At 72.1% G+C, this 18,073-nt stretch carries 17 protein-coding genes and 1 riboswitch; of the genes, 10 read left to right on the top strand and 7 right to left on the bottom strand.

From position 1 onward, the window contains the following. Positions 1-73 precede the first annotated feature (73 nt). Positions 74-787, top strand: coding sequence for a helix-hairpin-helix domain-containing protein (locus AB5J73_RS46195; RefSeq protein ID WP_370966227.1), 714 nt, complete (start codon positions 74-76; stop codon positions 785-787). Further along, entirely contained in the window at positions 784-3,162 is a 2,379-nt protein-coding gene (locus AB5J73_RS46190; RefSeq protein WP_370966225.1) for a ComEC/Rec2 family competence protein, read from the top strand. Before AB5J73_RS46195 ends, AB5J73_RS46190 begins: the two co-directional genes overlap by 4 nt. A 42-nt stretch (positions 3,163-3,204) precedes the next feature. Here AB5J73_RS46190 and thrC read toward each other — a convergent pair whose 3' ends face one another. Beyond that, positions 3,205-4,470 carry a threonine synthase gene (gene thrC / locus AB5J73_RS46185; RefSeq protein WP_370966223.1) on the bottom strand — a complete coding sequence of 422 codons (1,266 nt, stop codon included), beginning with the start codon at positions 4,468-4,470 and terminating at the stop codon, positions 3,205-3,207. Positions 4,471-4,483: 13 nt separating this feature from the next. Further along, positions 4,484-4,617, bottom strand: a riboswitch (SAM riboswitch). A gap of 148 nt (positions 4,618-4,765) precedes the next feature. On the opposite strand from thrC, the gene holA reads away from it, so the two are divergent. Next, complete coding sequence (gene holA, locus AB5J73_RS46180; protein ID WP_370966220.1) at positions 4,766-5,746, top strand: DNA polymerase III subunit delta; 981 nt, start codon at positions 4,766-4,768, stop codon at positions 5,744-5,746. Between the two features lie 57 nt (positions 5,747-5,803). Here the strand turns inward: holA and rpsT are convergent, their stop codons facing one another. Continuing rightward, positions 5,804-6,064, bottom strand: a complete 261-nt coding sequence (gene rpsT, locus AB5J73_RS46175) for a 30S ribosomal protein S20 (RefSeq protein WP_003091058.1) — start codon at positions 6,062-6,064, stop codon at positions 5,804-5,806. A gap of 328 nt (positions 6,065-6,392) precedes the next feature. Here rpsT and AB5J73_RS46170 point away from each other — a divergent pair, with 328 nt between their 5' ends. Both AB5J73_RS46170 and AB5J73_RS46165 read left to right on the top strand, forming a co-directional pair. Then, complete coding sequence (locus AB5J73_RS46170; protein ID WP_370966217.1) at positions 6,393-7,256, top strand: DMT family transporter; 864 nt, start codon at positions 6,393-6,395, stop codon at positions 7,254-7,256. A gap of 23 nt (positions 7,257-7,279) precedes the next feature. After that, positions 7,280-7,654: a VOC family protein gene (locus AB5J73_RS46165; RefSeq protein WP_370966214.1), complete on the top strand. Its 375-nt coding sequence runs from the start codon at positions 7,280-7,282 to the stop codon at positions 7,652-7,654. Between the two features lie 626 nt (positions 7,655-8,280). Here the strand turns inward: AB5J73_RS46165 and AB5J73_RS46160 are convergent. Continuing rightward, a complete protein-coding gene (locus AB5J73_RS46160) occupies positions 8,281-8,901 on the bottom strand; it encodes a class I SAM-dependent methyltransferase (RefSeq protein WP_370966212.1) in 621 nt (206 codons plus the stop codon). A gap of 115 nt (positions 8,902-9,016) precedes the next feature. Between AB5J73_RS46160 and lepA the strand changes: the two genes are divergently transcribed. Then, on the top strand, positions 9,017-10,858 hold the full coding sequence (gene lepA, locus AB5J73_RS46155) for a translation elongation factor 4 (protein ID WP_370966209.1): 1,842 nt from the start codon (positions 9,017-9,019) through the stop codon (positions 10,856-10,858). Positions 10,859-10,988: 130 nt separating this feature from the next. Further along, positions 10,989-11,558, top strand: a complete 570-nt coding sequence (locus tag AB5J73_RS46150) for a Uma2 family endonuclease (RefSeq protein WP_370966206.1) — start codon at positions 10,989-10,991, stop codon at positions 11,556-11,558. Between the two features lie 10 nt (positions 11,559-11,568). Here the strand turns inward: AB5J73_RS46150 and AB5J73_RS46145 are convergent, their stop codons facing one another. The 3 genes from AB5J73_RS46145 to AB5J73_RS46135 all read right to left on the bottom strand — a co-directional run bounded on the left by AB5J73_RS46145 (position 11,569) and on the right by AB5J73_RS46135 (position 14,470). After that, the gene (locus tag AB5J73_RS46145; RefSeq protein ID WP_370966203.1) at positions 11,569-12,150 is read right to left on the bottom strand and encodes a hypothetical protein; all 582 of its coding nucleotides are present in this window, start codon (positions 12,148-12,150) and stop codon (positions 11,569-11,571) included. A gap of 25 nt (positions 12,151-12,175) precedes the next feature. After that, on the bottom strand, positions 12,176-12,622 hold the full coding sequence (locus tag AB5J73_RS46140; RefSeq protein WP_370966200.1) for a pyridoxamine 5'-phosphate oxidase family protein: 447 nt from the start codon (positions 12,620-12,622) through the stop codon (positions 12,176-12,178). A 75-nt stretch (positions 12,623-12,697) separates the two neighbouring features. Next, positions 12,698-14,470, bottom strand: a complete 1,773-nt coding sequence (locus AB5J73_RS46135; protein WP_370966198.1) for a family 20 glycosylhydrolase — start codon at positions 14,468-14,470, stop codon at positions 12,698-12,700. A 108-nt stretch (positions 14,471-14,578) separates the two neighbouring features. Here AB5J73_RS46135 and AB5J73_RS46130 point away from each other — a divergent pair, with 108 nt between their 5' ends. Genes AB5J73_RS46130 through AB5J73_RS46120 form a run of 3 tightly spaced genes read left to right on the top strand, consistent with a single transcriptional unit; the run spans position 14,579 to position 16,560 of the window. Next, on the top strand, positions 14,579-15,088 hold the full coding sequence (locus tag AB5J73_RS46130; protein ID WP_370966195.1) for a MarR family winged helix-turn-helix transcriptional regulator: 510 nt from the start codon (positions 14,579-14,581) through the stop codon (positions 15,086-15,088). A gap of 48 nt (positions 15,089-15,136) precedes the next feature. Next, on the top strand, positions 15,137-15,493 hold the full coding sequence (locus AB5J73_RS46125; RefSeq protein WP_370966192.1) for a nuclear transport factor 2 family protein: 357 nt from the start codon (positions 15,137-15,139) through the stop codon (positions 15,491-15,493). A gap of 17 nt (positions 15,494-15,510) precedes the next feature. Continuing rightward, positions 15,511-16,560, top strand: coding sequence for an NAD(P)H-dependent flavin oxidoreductase (locus AB5J73_RS46120; protein WP_370966190.1), 1,050 nt, complete (start codon positions 15,511-15,513; stop codon positions 16,558-16,560). On the opposite strand, the gene AB5J73_RS46115 is transcribed toward AB5J73_RS46120, so the two are convergent. Then, entirely contained in the window at positions 16,557-18,020 is a 1,464-nt protein-coding gene (locus tag AB5J73_RS46115) for an amino acid permease (protein ID WP_370966188.1), read from the bottom strand. The genes AB5J73_RS46120 and AB5J73_RS46115 overlap by 4 nt on opposite strands. Positions 18,021-18,073 lie beyond the last annotated feature (53 nt).

Raw genomic sequence — 18,073 nt, 5'->3', positions numbered from 1 at the left:
AACACCCCGGTTGTCCACAGGACGCGGCGGCACCCCTGTCGGACGCCTCCCCGCGGGCCCTAACGTCGATCGTGTGTTCGAGCAGTCCGCCCGGGATCCGGGCCCTCCCGTCAACGACCGGCTCTCCTGGCTGGCCGACCAGCTCTCGCCCGATGCGAGCACGGTCGGGCCGGGCGGCCGGCTGGTCCGGCGCTGGCTGCCGGGCGGATCGGCCGGTCCCGGCCGCCGCCGGTGGGCGCTCGCCGGTGTCCTCGCCGCGGTCGTGGTGATCGTCCTCGGTTCGGTCGCGCTGTTCGGCGGCCGTCCGGCACCCGAGCCGCTGCCCGCGCTGCCGAGCGCGAAACCGGCGGCGGAGGCGCGGGCCGCGCCCCAGGCCGGCCTGGTCGTCAGCGTGATCGGGCGCGTCCGGTCACCGGGGCTGGTCACCGTGCCGGCGGGCGCCCGCGTCGCGGACGTGCTGCGCGCGGTGGGCGGGGCCGAGCCCGGCGCGGACGTCTCCGGGCTGAACCTCGCCCGCAAGGTGACCGACGGCGAACAGCTCGCGGTCGGCGTCCCGGCGCCCGCCGCCGGGCCCGGTGCGCCGGCCGAGGGCGCGAAGGTCGACCTCAACGCGTCGACCGCGGACCAGCTCGACACGCTGCCGGGCATCGGAGAGGTGATGGCGAAGCGGATCGTCCAGTGGCGGACCGACCACGGCGGCTTCACCAAGATCGAGCAGCTGCGCGATGTCGACGGCCTCGGCGAAAGCAAGTTCGAAAAGCTGCGGGAGAAGGTGACGGTCGGATGAGCGCCTTCCTCGCGACCGACACCCGGCAGGACATGCGGCTGGTCCCGGCGGCGCTGGTGTGCTGGCTGGCCGCGCTCGCCGGCTTGCTCCTCGGGTGGTGGACGGCCGTCGCCACCGGGCTCGCCTCGGCGGTACTGGCCGGGCTCGTGCTCTGGCGGGTCCGCGACCGTCCCCGGGTGCCCAGTGCGGCGGCGGCGTTGCTCGTGCTGGGGCTCGTCGCCGCCGGTCCGGTCGCCTGGCGGATCCGCGACGCGCAGCACGATCCGCTTCTCGCCGAAGCGGCCCAGGGACTGCCCGCGGTGCTGCGGGTCGTCGTGGCCGAACGTCCGAAGCCCGTGCGCGGTGCGGGGTACGCCGACCGCCAAGCCGGTGCGCGGTCGGTGGTGCTGGCGGCCGACGTGCGCACGGCGTCGGTCGACGGACGGCCGGTGCCGTCGTCCGGGCGCGTCCTGTTGCTGGCTCCGGTCGCGCAGTGGGCTTCGCTGCTCCCAGGCCAGGAAGTGACGGTGCCCGGGCTGCTGATGCCGCCGCGCGGCTCGGACCTGACCGTGGCGGTGCTTTCGGTGCGCGGCCCGCCGGGGGAGCCCGGCCCGGCACCGTGGTGGCAGCGGATGGCGGCCGGGCTCCGCGCCGGCCTCCACGACCGGTGCCAGGTCCTGCCGGACGAACCCGCCGGCCTGCTGCCGGGGCTGGTCCTGGGCGACACGAGCGGGTTGTCGCCCCGCGTCGAGCAGGAGTTCGTCACCGCGGGCCTGGCCCACCTGACCGCGGTCAGCGGCGGGAACCTCGCCGTGGCCTGTGGTGCGGTCCTGCTGCTGCTTCGCTTGCTGCGGCTCGGGCCGCGGCTGTCGGCGGTGGCGGCCGGGGCCTGCCTGGCGGGGTTCCTCGTCCTGGTCGGGCCGGAGCCGAGCGTGCTGCGGGCGGGGGTCATGGCGGCGGTGGCGTTGCTGGCACTGGCGCTGGGCCGGCGGGGTTCGGCGCTGCCCGCGCTGGCGTTCGCGGTGTGCCTGCTCGTGGTGGTGGATCCGGCGATGGCCACGGACTTCGGGTTCGCGCTGTCGGTGTGCGCCACCGCCGGGCTGGTGCTGCTCGCGCCGCGCTGGGCGGGCGGGCTGGTCCGCCGCGGGGTCCCGCCGGGCGTCGCGGAAGGGCTGGCGGTCCCGCTGGCGGCCTTCCTGGTGACGGCGCCGGTGCTCGCGGGCATGGCGGGGTCGGTGAGCCTGGTGTCGGTGCTGACCAACGTCCTCGCGGCGCCGGTGGTGGCCCCGGCGACGGTGCTCGGCGTGCTGGCGACGGTCACCGGCCCGTGGTGGCCGGGTGCCGGGGAGTTCCTGGTGCACCTCGCCGATCCCGAAGCGCGGTGGCTGATCACGGTGGCGCGGCACGGCGCGCGGGCTCCGGGTGCGGTCATCGCGTGGCCGGGCGGCTGGTGGGGCGGGCTTCTCGCCGCCGCCGTCCTCGGGGTGCTGGTGCTGGCCGCCCGGCGACGGCAGGCGCGGTTGCTCATGGCTGTCCTGGCCGCCTGCGCCCTGGTGGTGCTCGTGCCGGTCCGGGTGCTGGCGCCGGCGTGGCCGCCGCGGAACTGGGCCGTGGTCGAGTGCGACGTCGGCCAGGGCGACGCGGTGGTGCTGGCGACCGCCGAGCCCGGGCGGGCGGTCGTCGTGGACACCGGGCCCGAACCGGGGCCGGTCGACGAATGCCTGCACCGGCTCGCCGTCGACCGGATCCCGTTGCTGGTGCTCAGCCACCTGCACGCCGACCACATCGGCGGGCTCGCGTCGGTCTTCGACGGCCGGGCGGTCGGCGGGATCGCCGTCGGCGCGGGGCGGGCGCCGGAGTGGGCGTGGCGGCAGGTCGCCGCGGAAGCGGAACGGCAGGCGGTGCCACTGGTCGAACTGAACCCGGGGGAGCGGCTGGCCTGGCCCGGGTTGTCGCTCGACGTGCTGGGGCCGCGTTACGTCCCGGCGCGCTCGGCCGGCCAGGACGGGACGGCCATCAACAACAGCTCGGTCGTGCTGCGCGCGGACACGCCGGCGGGCCGGGTGCTGCTGACCGGCGACGTCGAACTGGCCGCGCAGGCCGACCTGCTGGCCGACATCGGTGATCTGAAAGCGGAGGTGCTGAAAGTCCCCCACCACGGTTCGCGCTACTCGCTGCCGTCGTTCCTCGCGGCGGTGGCGCCACGGGTGGCCTTGGTCAGCGTGGGCGCCGGCAACACCTACGGCCACCCGAGTAAGTCCACAATGGACACTTTGACGGCGCTCGGCGCGCTGGTCACCCGGACCGATGCGGACGGCGACACGGCGGTCGTCGCGGACACGGCTGGTCCGGCGGTGGCGCGCCGGGGCGAGCCCCGTGGCCCGCCTCGCCGCTGAAACCCGGGGCGGGCCACGCGGCCCGCCCCGGGCGGCGGAACGTCAGTAGCCGAGCGCCTCGTTCACGGCGGCGGCCGACGGGGGCACGATCGCCTTGGGGCCCACGTGGTTCTCGATCGCGTCGAGGGTCTTGAGGCCGTCGCCGGTGATCAGCAGCACGGTCTCGGCGTCCGGGTCCAGCTTGCCCGTCTCGACCAGCTTCTTCGCCGTGGCGACGGTGACGCCGCCGGCCGTCTCGGTGAAGATGCCTTCGGTGCGGGCCAGCAGGCGGATGCCTTCGACGACCTCTTCGTCGGTGACGTCCTCGATGGCGCCGCCGCTGCGGTTGACGACGTCGAGCACGTAGGGGCCGTCGGCCGGGTTGCCGATCGCCAGCGAGCGGGCGATGGTGTCCGGCTTCACCGGCTGGACCACGTCGTGGCCGGCGCGGAACGCGGCCGACACCGGCGAGCAGCCGGTGGCCTGCGCGCCGAACACCTTGTAGGGGCTGGCGTCCACGAGGCCGAGCTGGCCCAGCTCACGGAAACCCTTGTCCACCTTGGTCAACTGCGAACCGGAGGCGATCGGCACGACGATCTGCGGCGGGATGCGCCAGCCGAGCTGCTCGGCGACCTCGAAGGCCAGCGTCTTCGAGCCTTCCGAGTAGTACGGCCGGACGTTCACGTTCACGAACGCCCACTTCGGGTGCTCGCCGGCCAGTTCGGTGGCGAGGCGGTTGACGTCGTCGTAGTTGCCGTCGACCGCGACGAGGTCGCCGTCGTACACGGCGGTGGTGAGGATCTTGGCGCGCTCGAGGGTCTTCGGGATCAGCACGACCGACCGCCAGCCGGCGCGGGCCGCGGCGGCGGCCGTCGCGTTGGCCAGGTTGCCGGTCGACGGACACGCGAGCACCTCGAACCCGAACTCGCGGGCCGCGGCCAGCGCGACGGCGACGACGCGGTCCTTGAACGAGTGCGTCGGGTTGCCCGTGTCGTCCTTGACCCACACGCGCTTGAGGCCGAGTTCCTTGGCGAGGCGGTCGGCGCGGACCAGGCGGGTCGCGCCCGGCTCGGTGTTGGGGATCTCTTCGACGTTGGACGGAACCGGGAGGAGTTTCTTGTAGCGCCAGATGTTCTTGGGGCCGGCCTCGATGTCTTCGCGGCGGACGCGGCCGAAGTCGTAGGCGACCTCGAGCGGCGAGAAGTCTTCGGCGGAGACGAATTCGGGGGCGAGCGGCTGCCGGTGACCCTCTTCCTTCGACACCAGTTCGACGGCGGGACCGAGGTCCGGGGTCTTGGTGGTGGAGGTCGTGCCGAGGGTTGCGGTCATCGCGAGGTTCCTTTCCTCATCTGCCCCGCCGAAGCGGGCCGGAATTGGCACCGTGGTCGTCAGCTACCCCGCGATCGCGGGATGACGGGCTGTACGCCGGTTGCCGGGGCTTCGTCGGGCCGTTCCCTCTGCCCCTCTGGATGAGCGGTATTCGGTTGTCGGTGCGCGCACACCGGGTGTTCCCGGGGCGGGCTGCCTCGGCTACACCGTACGACATCGTGCTCCGACCGTGCCACGGTGGCCGCCCGACATCACCGGAGCGGGCGCACCGCGGCGCGGGTGAGAGGATTCGGGGGTGACCGCGCAAGCCACCGCCCCGGCCCCGCTGCACCTGGTCCTGGGTGAAGAAGAACTGCTGATCGAGCGGGCCGTCCGCGACACGCTGGCCGCCGCCCGCGCGCTGGACCCCACCGCCGAGCTGACGCGGGCTCGGGTGTCCGATCTCACAGCGCCCGAGCTGGCCGAACTGGTGAGCCCGTCGCTTTTCAGCGAAGGCCGCGTGATCGTCCTCGAATCGGCTCAGGACATCTCGCAGGAGCTGGCCGACGCCGTGGCGTCCTACCTGAAGGACCCGGCGGACGGCGTCGTGCTCGTCGTCGTCCACACCGGCGGCGGCCGCAGCAAGGCGGGCAAGTCGCTCCCGGCGTCGCTGAAGAAGGCCGGGGCCGAGATCACCGAATGCCCGAAGCTGACGAAGCCGGCCGAGCGCGAGCAGTTCGTGCGGCACGAGGTGCGCCGGGCGGGCGGCAAGATCGACCCGGCCGGGGTCGCCGCGCTGATCGACGCCGTGGGCTCCGACCTGCGCGAACTCTCGTCGGCGGCCAATCAGCTGGTGGCCGACACGGGTGGGACGATCGACACCGACGCGGTCCACCGGTACCACCGCGGCCGTGCCGACGTGACCGGGTTCGCGGTCGCGGAGAAGGCGGTCAGCGGCGACCGTTCGGCGGCGCTGGAGTCGCTGCGCTGGGCGATGCAGCTGGGGGTCCCGCACGTCCTGGTGGCCGACGCGCTGGCCGACGCGGTCCGCACGATCGCGCGCGTCTCGGGCGCCGGTCGCGGGAACCCGAACCAGATGGCGGGCGAGCTGGGCATGCCGCCGTGGAAGATCCGGAAGGCGCAGGGCCAGTCCCGCGGGTGGAACCAGGACGGCCTGGCCACGGCAATGCGGGTGGTCGCGCGGCTGAACGCCGAGGTCAAGGGCGTGGCGGCGGACCCGGGCTACGCGCTGGAACGAGCGGTCCTCGAGGTCGCGGCGGCCAAGGGCGACCGCTGACCCCGGACACGGAGAAAGCCCCGGCCGGAGCCGGGGCCTTCCCAGAAATCAACCAGCTCAGAGCGCGTTGACGCGCTTCGCCAGCGCCGACTTCTTGTTGGCGGCCTGGTTGGCGTGGATGACGCCCTTCGAGACGGCCTTGTCCAGCTTCTGGGCGGCGTCGCGCTGCAGCTCGGTGGCCTTGGCCTTGTCGCCGGCCTCGGCGGCTTCGCGGACCTTGCGGATCGCGGTCTTCACCGAGGACCGGATCGCCTGGTTGCGCTGACGCGCCTTCTCGTTCGTGGTGATGCGCTTGATCTGCGACTTGATGTTGGCCATGAGGCAACTCCTGCTTTCACTCGGTGAGATCGCCGCCGCGCTGAAGTGGCCCCGCGGAAAGCGGGTTTCCTCCATGACGGAATGCCGCACGGGCAGCGAGCGACCACTTTAACAGCCGGGCCGCGGGCGTCCGGAGCCGGGAGTACGGTGGGTGACGGCAGTGCCTAGGGTTCCGTCGCCGGTCCGCGCAGCCAGCTCGACACAACCAGGACCGGCGGGCCTGGTCCGAGCGGCACCATCGGCGGGCCCGGACGGCCGGTCGTTCATCTGACGGGGCAAAAGCCTGGAGGACCCGGTTTTCGCGCGCGCGAAAACCCGAAGGGGTCCCGTGAACGCCACCGCCTTGTCCCTCGTCCTCGTCGCCGCCGTCGTGCACGCCGCGTGGAACCTCGCCGCCAAGCGGATCTCCGCCGGGGGCACGCAGTTCGTCTGGCTCTACTACACCGTGGGCGCGGTCGTGCTGCTGCCGGTCACCGTCGTGCAGCTCGTCGTCGAGGCCGACCGTCCACAGTGGAGCTGGCTGCTGGCCGGGGTCGTCACGGCCGTGCTGCACATCGCCTACGGCATCGTCCTGCAACGCGGGTACCGCGTCGGCGACCTCTCCGTCGTCTACCCCGTGGCGCGGGGCACCGGGCCGCTGCTGTCGGTGCTGGCCGCCGTCCTCGTGCTCGGCGAACGGCCCGGCCGGCTCGGCCTGCTCGGCGCGTTCCTGGTGATCGCCGGGGTGCTGGTGATCAGCACCGGCCGCACGGACGGCGAGCCCCGCGGCCGCCGGGCGGGGATCGTCTACGGCCTGCTGACCGGCGCCGTCATCGCCGGCTACACGCTCTGGGACGCGCACTCGGTGACCGGCCTCGGCGTGCCGCCGGTCGTCTACTTCGGGCTCGGCTCGATCCTGCAGAGCGTGCTGCTCGTGCCCGGCGCGCTGGCCGACCGCGGCGCGGTCGCCCGGATCTGGCGCGAGCAGCGCCGCGAGGTGTTCGTCGTCGGGCTGCTGTCGCCGGTCGCCTACATCCTCGTCCTGTTCGCCCTCACGATGGCGCCGGTGAGCCTGGTCGCACCGGCCCGGGAGCTGAGCATCGTGCTCGGCGGCCTCGCCGCGTGGCTGGTGCTGGGCGAGAGCGACGCGGTGCGGCGACTCGCCGGCTCGGTGATCGTGCTGTCCGGCATCGCCGCGATTGCGGCCGCCTGAACCCGTCCGGTAGGGATGGTGCGATGGAAGTCCTGAAGAGCAGGCTGATCATCCGCCCGCGCGACACCGCGGCGACCACCGCGTTCTACCGCGACACCCTCGGCCTGGCCGTGGAGCGCGAGTTCCCCGGCGGCACCGTGTTCTTCCTCGGGCACGGCTCCCTGGAGGTCTCCGGCACGGGCGAAGCGGGCTCGTCGCCCGACCTGGTGCTCTGGCTGCAGGTCCGGGACCTCGCCGGGACGCTGGCCGACCTGAAGGCGAGGGGCCTCGAGCCGGTGCGGGACGCCCAGCGCGAGCCCTGGGGCCTCGACGAGGCCTGGATCGCCGACCCGGACGGCACGCGCATCGTCCTGGTCGAGGTGCCCGAGGGCCACCCGATCCGGACGGACACCCGCTAGGCGGTCCGGCCGCGCGAAGTTCGGGCTGGACGGCGGCTCGGCGGGGCTGCCGTCCGCAGCTGGGCGGCGAATCCGGATGGACGGCCGCTCGGTGGCCTGGCGGCTGCGCGGTGAGTCCGGACGGACACCGGCCGGGCGGTCTGGCGACCCGCAGCTGGGCGGTGAGTCCGGCCGGGCGCCTGCCAGGCGGGCTGACGGCCTGCGGCTGCGGGCGAGACCGGGTGGAACTCGCCAGGCGGGCTGACGGCCTGCGGCTGCGGGCGAGACCGGGTGGAACTCGCCAGGCGGGCTGACGGCCTGCGGCTGCGGGCGAGACCGGGTGGAACTCGCCAGGCGGGCTGACGGCCTGCGGCTGCGGGCGAGACCGGGTGGAACTCGCCAGGCGGGCTGACGGCCTGCGGCTGCGGGCGAGACCGGGTGGAACTCGCCAGGCGGGCTGACGGCCTGCGGCTGCGGGCGAGACCGGGTGGAACTCGCCAGGCGGGCTGACGGCCTGCGGCTGCGGGCGAGACCGGGTGGAACTCGCCAGGCGGGCTGACGACCTGCGGCTGCGGGCGAGTCCGGGCGGAACCCGCCAAGTGGGGCTGAGGCCCCGCAGCCCGCGCGGCCAATCCCCACGACACCCGCTAAGCGGGCTTGACGGCCCGCAGCTGCGCGGCCAGCGCGGCGAAGCCCGGCGGCTCCCACGTCCACGTCTGCAGGTCGGCGAAGCCCGCGGCCGCGGCTTCGTCGGCCAGCACGTGCCTGCTCACCGGCAGCCACTTCTCGTGCGCGGACAGCAGCAGCCGCCCGCCCGGGCGCAGCACCCGGTACAGCTCGGCGAAGCCCGCCGCGCGGTCGTCCCAGAGCATGACGTTGTTGACGGTCAGGACGACGTCCACCGACTCGTCGGGCTCGCCGGTGTGCGCGGCCGAGCCTTCGCGCAGTTCGGCGCCGTCGCCGCAGCGCTCGTGGCACAACGCGAGCATCTCGGGGGACGGGTCGACGCCGATGGTGCGACCGGCCAGGCGGGCGGTGGCGGCCAGGCCGACGCCGGGGCCCGGCCCGACGACCAGGGCGGTCTCGTCCGGCTCGATCTTCGCCAGGTCGACGACGCGGTGTTCGGTGGCGGCGTTGCCCCGTGCCATCACCCAGCCGCCGAGGCGGCCGATGGGGCCGGAGGGGTGACCGAACGCACGGTCGAGAACGCGGGAAAAGCCGCTGGTCTCCGGCTGGGGAGGGGGTGCCGGCTGGTGCGGAGTGCTCATACTTCGAGGGCACCACGGATCGCGAAACCCCGCATCGGGGATGACCCCCACCCGCACCCGGAGGGCCATGGGAACATAGAGGTGGCCATCCCCGACTTTCCGAGGACTCATTCGAGTGACGACGTTCGCCGACACCACCTTCACGCCTCCGGAGCTCATCCGGAACTTCTGCATCATCGCGCACATCGACCACGGCAAGTCCACCCTGGCCGACCGCATGCTGCAGCTCACCGGCGTCGTGGAAGAGCGGGCCATGCGCGCTCAGTACCTCGACCGGATGGACATCGAACGCGAGCGCGGCATCACGATCAAGGCGCAGAACGTCCGGCTGCCCTGGCAGGTCGACGGGCAGGACCACGTCCTGCACATGATCGACACGCCGGGCCACGTCGACTTCACCTACGAGGTCTCGCGGGCGCTGGAGGCGTGCGAAGGCGCGATCCTGCTGGTCGACGCGGCGCAGGGGATCGAGGCCCAGACGCTGGCCAACCTCTACCTCGCGCTGGAGAACAACCTCCAGATCATCCCGGTGCTCAACAAGATCGACCTGCCCTCGGCCGACCCCGACAAGTACGCGGGTGAGCTGGCCCACATCATCGGCTGCGAGCCGGAAGACGTCCTGCGGGTCTCGGCCAAGACCGGCATGGGCGTCGGCGAGCTGCTCGACGAGGTCGTGAAGACGGTCCCGGCGCCGCAGGGCGACGCCGACGCGCCCGCCCGCGCGATGATCTTCGACTCGGTGTACGACACCTACCGCGGCGTCGTCACCTACATCCGCGTGGTCGACGGCAAGATCACCCCGCGCGAGAAGATCAAGATGATGTCGACCGGCGCGACGCACGAGCTGCTCGAGGTCGGGATCATCTCGCCGGAGCCCAAGCCCAGCAAGGGGCTCGGCGTCGGCGAGGTCGGCTACCTGATCACCGGCGTGAAGGACGTCCGGCAGTCGAAGGTCGGTGACACCGTGACCTCCGAGCGTCACGGCGCCAAGGAGGCGCTGGCGGGCTACCGCGAGCCGAAGCCGATGGTCTACTCCGGCCTGTACCCGGTGGACGGCTCCGACTACCCCGAGCTGCGCGAGGCGCTGGACAAGCTCCAGCTCAACGACGCCGCGCTCGACTACGAGCCGGAGACGTCGGTGGCGCTGGGCTTCGGCTTCCGCTGCGGCTTCCTCGGCCTGCTGCACCTGGAGATCACGCGCGACCGGCTGGAGCGCGAGTTCGGGCTCGACCTGATCTCGACGGCGCCGAACGTCATCTACCGCGTGGTGCTCGAAGACCGCAGCGAGGTCGTCGTGACCAACCCGTCGGACTGGCCGACCGGGCTGAAGATCGCCGAAGTGCACGAGCCGGTGTCGAAGGTCAGCATCCTCGCGCCGTCGGAGTTCGTCGGCACGATCATGGAGCTGTGCCAGACGAAGCGCGGCACCCTGCTCGGCATGGACTACCTGTCCGAGGACCGCGTCGAACTGCGCTACAACATCCCGCTGGCGGAAATCATCTTCGACTTCTTCGACACGCTGAAGTCGCGTACGCGCGGCTACGCGTCCCTCGACTACGAAGAAGCGGGTGACCAGATCGCCGACCTGGTCAAGGTGGACATCCTGCTGCAGGGCGAAACCGTCGACGCGTTCTCCGCGATCGTGCACAAGGACGCGGCCTACGGCTACGGCAACCGGATGGCGACGCGGCTGCGCGAGCTGATCCCGCGCCAGCAGTTCGAGGTCCCGATCCAGGCGGCCGTCGGTTCGCGGATCATCGCGCGCGAAACGATCCGCGCGATCCGCAAGGACGTGCTGGCGAAGTGCTACGGCGGTGACATCTCGCGGAAGCGGAAACTGCTGGAAAAGCAGAAGGAAGGCAAGAAGCGGATGAAGACCGTCGGCCGGGTCGAGGTCCCGCAGGAAGCCTTCGTCGCCGCACTGTCCACTGAGGACTCGGGCAAGAGCAAGAAGTGAGTGTCGCCTCGAAGTGACACCGGCGTCGTTATTCACTCTTACGCGTGAATAACGACGCCGAACCCGTGTTCGATGCGGTTTCTGTCGGTGCTCTCTGGTGCTCTGGTGCGAAGAGCGAAAGGAGGGCACGATGACTCTCATGATGGACTTCCAGTATCCGACCGGGTCGGGCCCCATGACGGTGCGCGACCTGGAGGGGATGCCGGATGACGGCCGAAGATACGAACTCATCGACGGGGCGCTGCTCGTGACCCCGGCACCCGGGCTGCGGCACCAGAAGATCGCCTACCGCCTCTACGGCGTGCTGGAAGCGGTGTGCCCGGCCGAGTTCGACGTCCTCGGCGCCCCGTTCGCGGTGCACCACGGCGACCGGATCGAACTGCAGCCGGACGTCCTGGTCGGCCGGGCGGCGGACTTCACCGAGAAGGACCTCCCGGCGCCGCCCGTGCTCGCCGTCGAAGTGCTGTCGCCCAGCACGGCGATCTACGACCTGAACCTCAAGAAGGCGGTCTACGAACGGCTCGGCACGGGCTGCTACTGGGTGATCGACCCGGCCGACCCCGCGCTGACGGTGTTCGAGCTGGACGTGGACGGTCACTACCAGCAGGTGGCCAAGGCGGCGGGTGACGAGGTGCTGGAGGTCGAGCTGCCGTTCCCGGTGCGGATCGTGCCCCGGGAGCTGCTGGGGCGGCGCGGCTGAGCCGGGCCGGTCAGTGGTGGCGGATGCGGGGTGAGCCGCGGAGCTGGGCGTGCAGCTGCCGGTGCCGCAGTTCCTTCCGGAGCCGCTCGACCACGGCGTCGAACAGGGCCGGGTCGAGGATCGCGGTCTGCTCGAACTGCCGCCGGCCCGGCGGTGCGGGTGCGAGCCGGCCGCGGGGCGCGTAGCGCTGCACCGAGCTCTCGACACCGCCGCCGGTGACCAGGTCGACCCAGAGGGCGTCGCGCACGAAGCCGTCGCCGAAGCGGGCCGAACGGCGGGGCGTGATGTCGGCGATCTGCGTCCACGGGATCACGCGCGTGCTGAGCGTGCCCGCGGGCAGGCGGAGGCCTTCTTCGCCGACGGTGAGGTCCTGGAGGCTCGCGAACCCGCGCTTGAGCTCGCGGGCGCGGGACGCGCGGTAGGCCAGCACGGCGACGAGCACGGTCGCCGCGTAGGCGCCGCCGATCAGCCACGGGGACTGGCCGCGCACCAGCCCGAGGGCGAGGACCACGCCGAACCCGGCGTCGGCGGCGAACAGCACGCCGAGCAGGACCTTGACCGGCGTGGTGACGCGAGGCGGTGACTCGGACAACGAACGACTCCCGGAGGCGGCAGGATCAGGAATTGCCGATTATCCGGTCCGCCCGGATGAACACCGCAACCCGCCGCTCTTCGGCCATCACGCGGTCGTACTCGGCCCAGTCGTCGTGCGTCCCGGTCGCGGCGATGAAGACGTCACGCAGCAGCTGGGGCAGCCCCGCCGGGTCGAACGCGGGATCGGGGTCGTCCGGCCCGACGAGGTGGGTGGCGCCGGTGACGGAGAGCCAGTTCCACCCCCGCCGGAAGGTCACGGTGGCGTGCCCGGCCCGCCGCAGCAGTGCGAGCTTGTGCGCCTTCCCGACGGCGACGTAAGCGATCCCGGGTGCCCCGGTCACCGGGTCGTCGAAGACGCCGGCGTTGACGACGGAGGAGTGCACGGTCCCGTCGCCCCGCGTGGTGGCGACGGTGGCGAGACCGTGTTCCTGCAGTGACAGCGTCCGAACCTGCTCCAGATCAGCGCTCATGCCCCAACCTAACCCGCGGGGCGGGCGCGGTGTTCCGCTTTCACCGAGCGGAACACCGCGTCGACGGCCCTCGTCTCAGCAGGCGCCGTTGTCGGTCCACACTCCCCACTGGCCCGTCGTGCCCGGCTCCTCGCCCTGCGTCCACCACTTCGCCGTCCACTTGTGGCCGTTGTGGGACACCACGTTCCCTCCCGTGTAGACCTGCGAAGCGCTCCACGCCGCATCCGTGCACGTGCCCGGGTTCGTCGTGCCGCCGGTGTCCCACGCGACCTGGGTGGACCGGTAGAAGTTGATCCCCTGCGCCACCCAGCGGGGGGCCTGGGCGCCGAGGCGGGTGCGGAACGTCGTCCAGTCGTGGGTCGACCAGGGCGACCAGCCCAGTTCCGCGTGGGCGGCGAGGCGGGGGAACGCCAGGTAGTCGATGTCGGCCGGCTTGGTCACCGTTTCCGCCCACAGCGGGGATTCGACGCCGCGGACCGCGGACTCCGCCACGCCCGAGAGGTACGCGCCCGGGTTCCAGCCGTACGCGTCCTGGACCTCGATGTAGCCCGCCCACGACAGGCCGATGGGCGTCGAGCTGTTGTACTTCATGTCCAGGTACGCCTTGTTCGCCGGCGACAGGATCACCTTGCTGCCGCGGGACGCCGCCGCCGAGACGCCCGAGTCCGACGTCGTCGTGCCCCAGAACTGCGGGGTGGCCGAGGCGGGCAGGGTCGCCTTCGCGATGTCGTGCCAGCCCACCACCTGCTTGCCGGTCGCCGCCACGAGCGGGAGGACCTTGTTCACGAACGTGAGGTAGTCGGCGGCCGAGGTCGACGAAGCTTCGTCGCCGCCGATGTGGAGGTACGGGCCCGGGGTCAGGGCCGCCAGCTCGCGCAGGACGTCCGCGATGAACGTGTACGTGATGTCCTTCGAGATGCACAGCGAGCTGTAACCGACCGCCGTGTCCGTGCGCAGCGCCGGTGCCACCCCGTTGCAGTTCAGCTCCGCGTACGACGCCAGCGCCGCGTTGACGTGGCCCGGCATGTCGATCTCCGGGATGATCGTGATGTGGCGGGAAGCCGCGTAGTCCACGATCTCCGTGTACTGCGCCTTCGTGTAATAGCCGCCCGGGCCGCCGCCGACCTGGGTGCTGCCGCCGTAGGTCGCCAGCTTCGGCCAGCTGTCGATCTGGATGCGCCAGCCCTGGTCGTCCGCCAGGTGCAGGTGCAGGTTGTTGATCTTGTACTGGGCGAGCTGGTCGAGGTAGCGCTTGACCGTCGACACCGGGTGGAAGTGCCGCGCGACGTCGAGCATCGCGCCGCGGTAGCCGAACCGCGGGTAGTCCAGGACCGTCGCGCCCGGGACGCTCCACGGGCCCGGCTGCGCCGAAGCGCTTTCGATGCTGCCGGGCAGCAGCTGCCGCAGCGTCTGGACGCCGGCGAAGAGCCCGTCGGCGGTGGTCGCCCGGATGGTGACCGACGACGCCGCCGACACGAGCTGGTAGCCCTGCGCGCCGACCGAGGCGGGCGCGCCGCTGAGCAGCAGCGCGATGCTGTCCGACGGCACGGACGCCGGGGCGTCGGACACCGGCAGCGCGAAGCCGGTCGACGGGCGCAGCACGCCGGCCAGGTAGTCGCCCACCTGCTTGGCGGGGGCGGACCCGGCCTCGGTGACGATCTTCGTCGTCGAGACCAGCGGGAAGGTGACCCCGGCGGCCGGGGTGACCGAAACGGGCACGGGCACGATCGACTGCAGGGCCGGCGTGGCCGCCGTGGCCGGGCTCAGCTGGGCGGCTGTGGTGCCGGCGCCGAGCAGCGCCAGCACGGCGAGTACGCGGCCGAGGCGCCGCGTTCTGGACGTCTTCACCGGGGGACCTCCTGGCGGGATGGGCGCGGCATCGCCGTCGCGCCTGCCCGGATCGTCGCATTTTCGGCGGTCATGGTCTAGACCAGTCTGGGTGGTTAAGCTCGCGCCGTGACGCGGGACTTCGCACCGGGGTCGCCGTTCGCGCTGCTGTCGGCAGCCGAAACGGCCGCTTGGTACGCCTACATGAAGGTGCACCTCCGCCTGGACTACGAGCTGAACCGGCAGCTGCGGGCCGACAGCGGCCTCTCGCTCGCCGACTACCACGTCCTGGTCGCACTGACGAGCGAGCCCGGCGGCCGGATGCGGGTCACCGACCTCGCGATCCGCATCGGCTGGGAGCGCAGCAGGCTGTCGCACCACCTGAAGCGGATGCGGGACCGCGGGCTGGTCGGGACCGAAACCGCCGCCGAGGACCGCCGGGGCACGGAGGTGGCGCTGACCGAAACCGGCTGGGAGTCGTTGCGGCAGGCCGCGCCAGACCACGTCGGGTTCGTGCGGCAGGCGGTCCTGGACGCCCTCGAGCCCGGCGAGCAGGCGCAGCTGACGACGTTGCTCGAGCGGGTCTACGACCGGCTCGTCGAGCGGGGCACGTTGCCGCGGCCGGAGGATCACCCCTGACAGTTGCGTGACATGTCACGTAATATGGCGGCGAACCCAGGAGGTGCGATGGCGACCGTGGCCGAGCTGATGCGGGCGAACCTGCTCGACGTCTTCAACGAGCGCGACGACGAGCGGCGGGCGAAGGCGATCGCCGCGACCTACGCGGCCGACGTCGAGTTCGCCGATCCGGAAGGGGTCGCGAGCGGCCACGAGGAGCTGAACGCCAAGGCGAAGGGCCTGCTGGCGCAGTCCCCGGGCTTCGTGTTCAAGGCCGCGGGCCCGGTGCTGGTGAACCACGACCTCGGCCACCTGGCCTGGGAGCTCGGCCCGGAAGGCGCACCGCCGGTCGTGCGCGGGATCGACGTCGCCCTCGTGGCGGACGGCGTGATCAAGAAGCTCTACACGATGCTGCTGCCCGCCTGAGTACTACGCTCGGGAGCATGTTCGACGAGCTGGCGTTCCCGGTCATCGCCGCCCCGATGGCGGGCGGGCCCACCACCCCGGAGCTGGTCGCCGCGGTTACCGAAGCCGGCGGTTTCGGCTTCCTCTCGGCCGGCATGCTCACGCCCGCGGCCTTGGCGGCGCAGATCGACCGGACGCGGGAGCTCACCGGCGGCGAGTTCGGCGTCAACCTCTTCGTCCCGCAGCCCGACACCGGCGCCGACATCGGGGCCCACCGCGAGCGCCTCGAGGCCTTCGCCCGCGAGTACGACGTCGAGCTCGGCGAACCGAAGTGGGACGATGACAGCTACCCGGCGAAGCTGGACGTCGTGCTCGAGAAGCGCGTGCCGGTCGTGTCGTTCACCTTCGGGCCGCCGTCGCCGTCCGAGGTGCAGCGGTTCAAGGAAGCCGGGGCGAAGGTGGTCGTCACCGTGACCACGCCCGAGGCCGCGCAGCGGGCCGCGGACCTCGGAGCCGACGCGCTCGTCCTGCAGGGCTTCGAAGCGGGCGGGCACCGGAGCCTGTTCACCGACGACGCGAATCGGCCCGGTGGTGGCGCGGAGTACGGCGTGCTGGCGCTGCTGCGGCTCGTCGCCGCGCGCGTCGACCTGCCGCTGATCGCCGCCGGCGGCCTGGTGCACGGCGCGGACGTCGCGGCCGTGCTCGCCGCCGGGGCCGTCGCCGCCCAGCTCGGCACCGTCTTCCTGCGCGCGGACGAAGCCGGGACGTCGGAGGCCCACCGGAAGGCGCTGGCGCTCGCCGAACGCGAGACGGCGTTCACCCGGGCCTTCAGCGGGCGCCCGGCGCGGGGGCTGGTCAACAAGTTCACGGACGCGCTGTCCGAGGGCGCGCCCGCCGCCTACCCGCAGCTGAACCACCTGGCCGGGCCGGTCCGCAAGGCGTCGGCCAAGGCGGGGGACCCGGAAGCGATTTCGCTGTGGGCGGGCCAGACGTACCCGCTCGCCTACGACGCCTCCGCCGCCGTCATCCTCGAGCGGCTGAAGGTCGAGGCGCGCGACGCCGCCGCCCGCCTCGACCGCATCCGCTAGTCGGTCTTCCCGGCCTCGGGAGCGCCGCCGGTGCGGTTCAGCACCGAATTCCGCCGGCTGTAGAGGAAGTAGACGAGCATCCCGAGCACGAACCAGACGGCGAACCGGATCCAGGTCTCCGGCTGCAGGAACGTGATGAGCCAGATCGAGAACACGATGCCGATCGCGGGGACCACGGGCATGCCCGGTGTCTTGAACGTGCGGGGCAGGTCGGGCTGCTTGTAGCGCAGCACGATCACCGCGACGCAGACCACGACGAACGCGAGCAGGATGCCGATGTTGGTCAGTTCCGCCGCTTCGCCGATCGGCAGGACGCCGGCGATGATCGCGGACGCGCCGCCGAGGATCCACGTCATCCGGCTGGGCACCTGGCGCTTCGCGTTGGTCTTGCCGAGCCACGCCGGGAGCAGGCCGTCGCGGCTCATGGAGTAGCCGACGCGGGTGGCGCCCATCAGGAACGTGAACAGCACGGTGAGGATGCCGACGATGGCGCCGATCGCGATCACGGTGGCGAGCCCGTCGAGGCCGACGGACTTGAACGCGGTGGAGAAGCCGCTCTTGGGGTCGATTTCGGTGTACTTCTGCATGCCGGTCAGCACCAGGCAGGCCAGCACGTACAGCACCATCGAGATGGCCAGCGAGTAGATGATGGCCTTCGGCATGTGCCGCTGCGCGTCCTTGGATTCCTCGGCGGCCGTGGACATCGCGTCATAACCGAAGACCGCGAAGAAGACCGTCGCGGCGCCGGTGACCGCGCCGCCGAAGCCCGCCGGGGCGAACGGCGTGTAGTTGCCGGTCTTGACGTAGAAGAAGCCGACCAGGATGACGACCAGCACGATCAGGACCTTGATGCCGACCATCGCGGTCTCGAACCGGGCGGCGCTGCGGATGCCGCGGTTGAGCAGGTAGGCGATCAGCAGGCAGAGCAGCATGGCGAAGAGGTCGACCTTGTGGCCGGGCCCGGTGCCGGGGGCGCCGAGCATCCAGGCGGGCAGGTCGAGGCCGAGCTGGCCGAGCAGGAAGCTGAAGTAGCCGGAGATGCCGATGGCCACGACCGCGACGATGGCGGTGTATTCGAGCAGCAGGTCCCAGCCGATGAACCAGCCGACGATTTCGCCGAGGACGGCGTAGCCGTAGGTGTAGGCGGAGCCGGCTTTGGGGATCAGGCCGGCGAATTCGGCGTAGGAGAACGCGGCGGCGGCGCTGGCGACCCCGGCGATGAGGAACGAGATGAGCACGGCGGGCCCGACTCCGGGGATGCCGGCGGAGTCGTCGCCGTGTGCGACGCTGCCGGCGAGGGCGAAGATCCCCGCGCCGATGATGCCGCCGATGCCGATGGCGGTCAGTTGCCACAGCCCCAGCGTGCGTTTGAGGCCGCCGGCTTCGCTGGTGTCCTGGATCTGGTCGATCGGCTTGCGCCGGAAGATGCCGGAGCTGGAGCCCAGGCTTGGAGCGGACATCTTCGTCTCCCGAACGTCGGTGGACGGCCCGGATCACGGACCCAACGGGGGAA

The sequence above is a fragment of the Amycolatopsis sp. cg9 genome, from assembly GCF_041346945.1.
GTDB lineage: Bacteria > Actinomycetota > Actinomycetes > Mycobacteriales > Pseudonocardiaceae > Amycolatopsis.
Note: the sequence above shows the minus strand (reverse complement) of the source record. Positions and strands in the feature narration are given on the sequence as shown.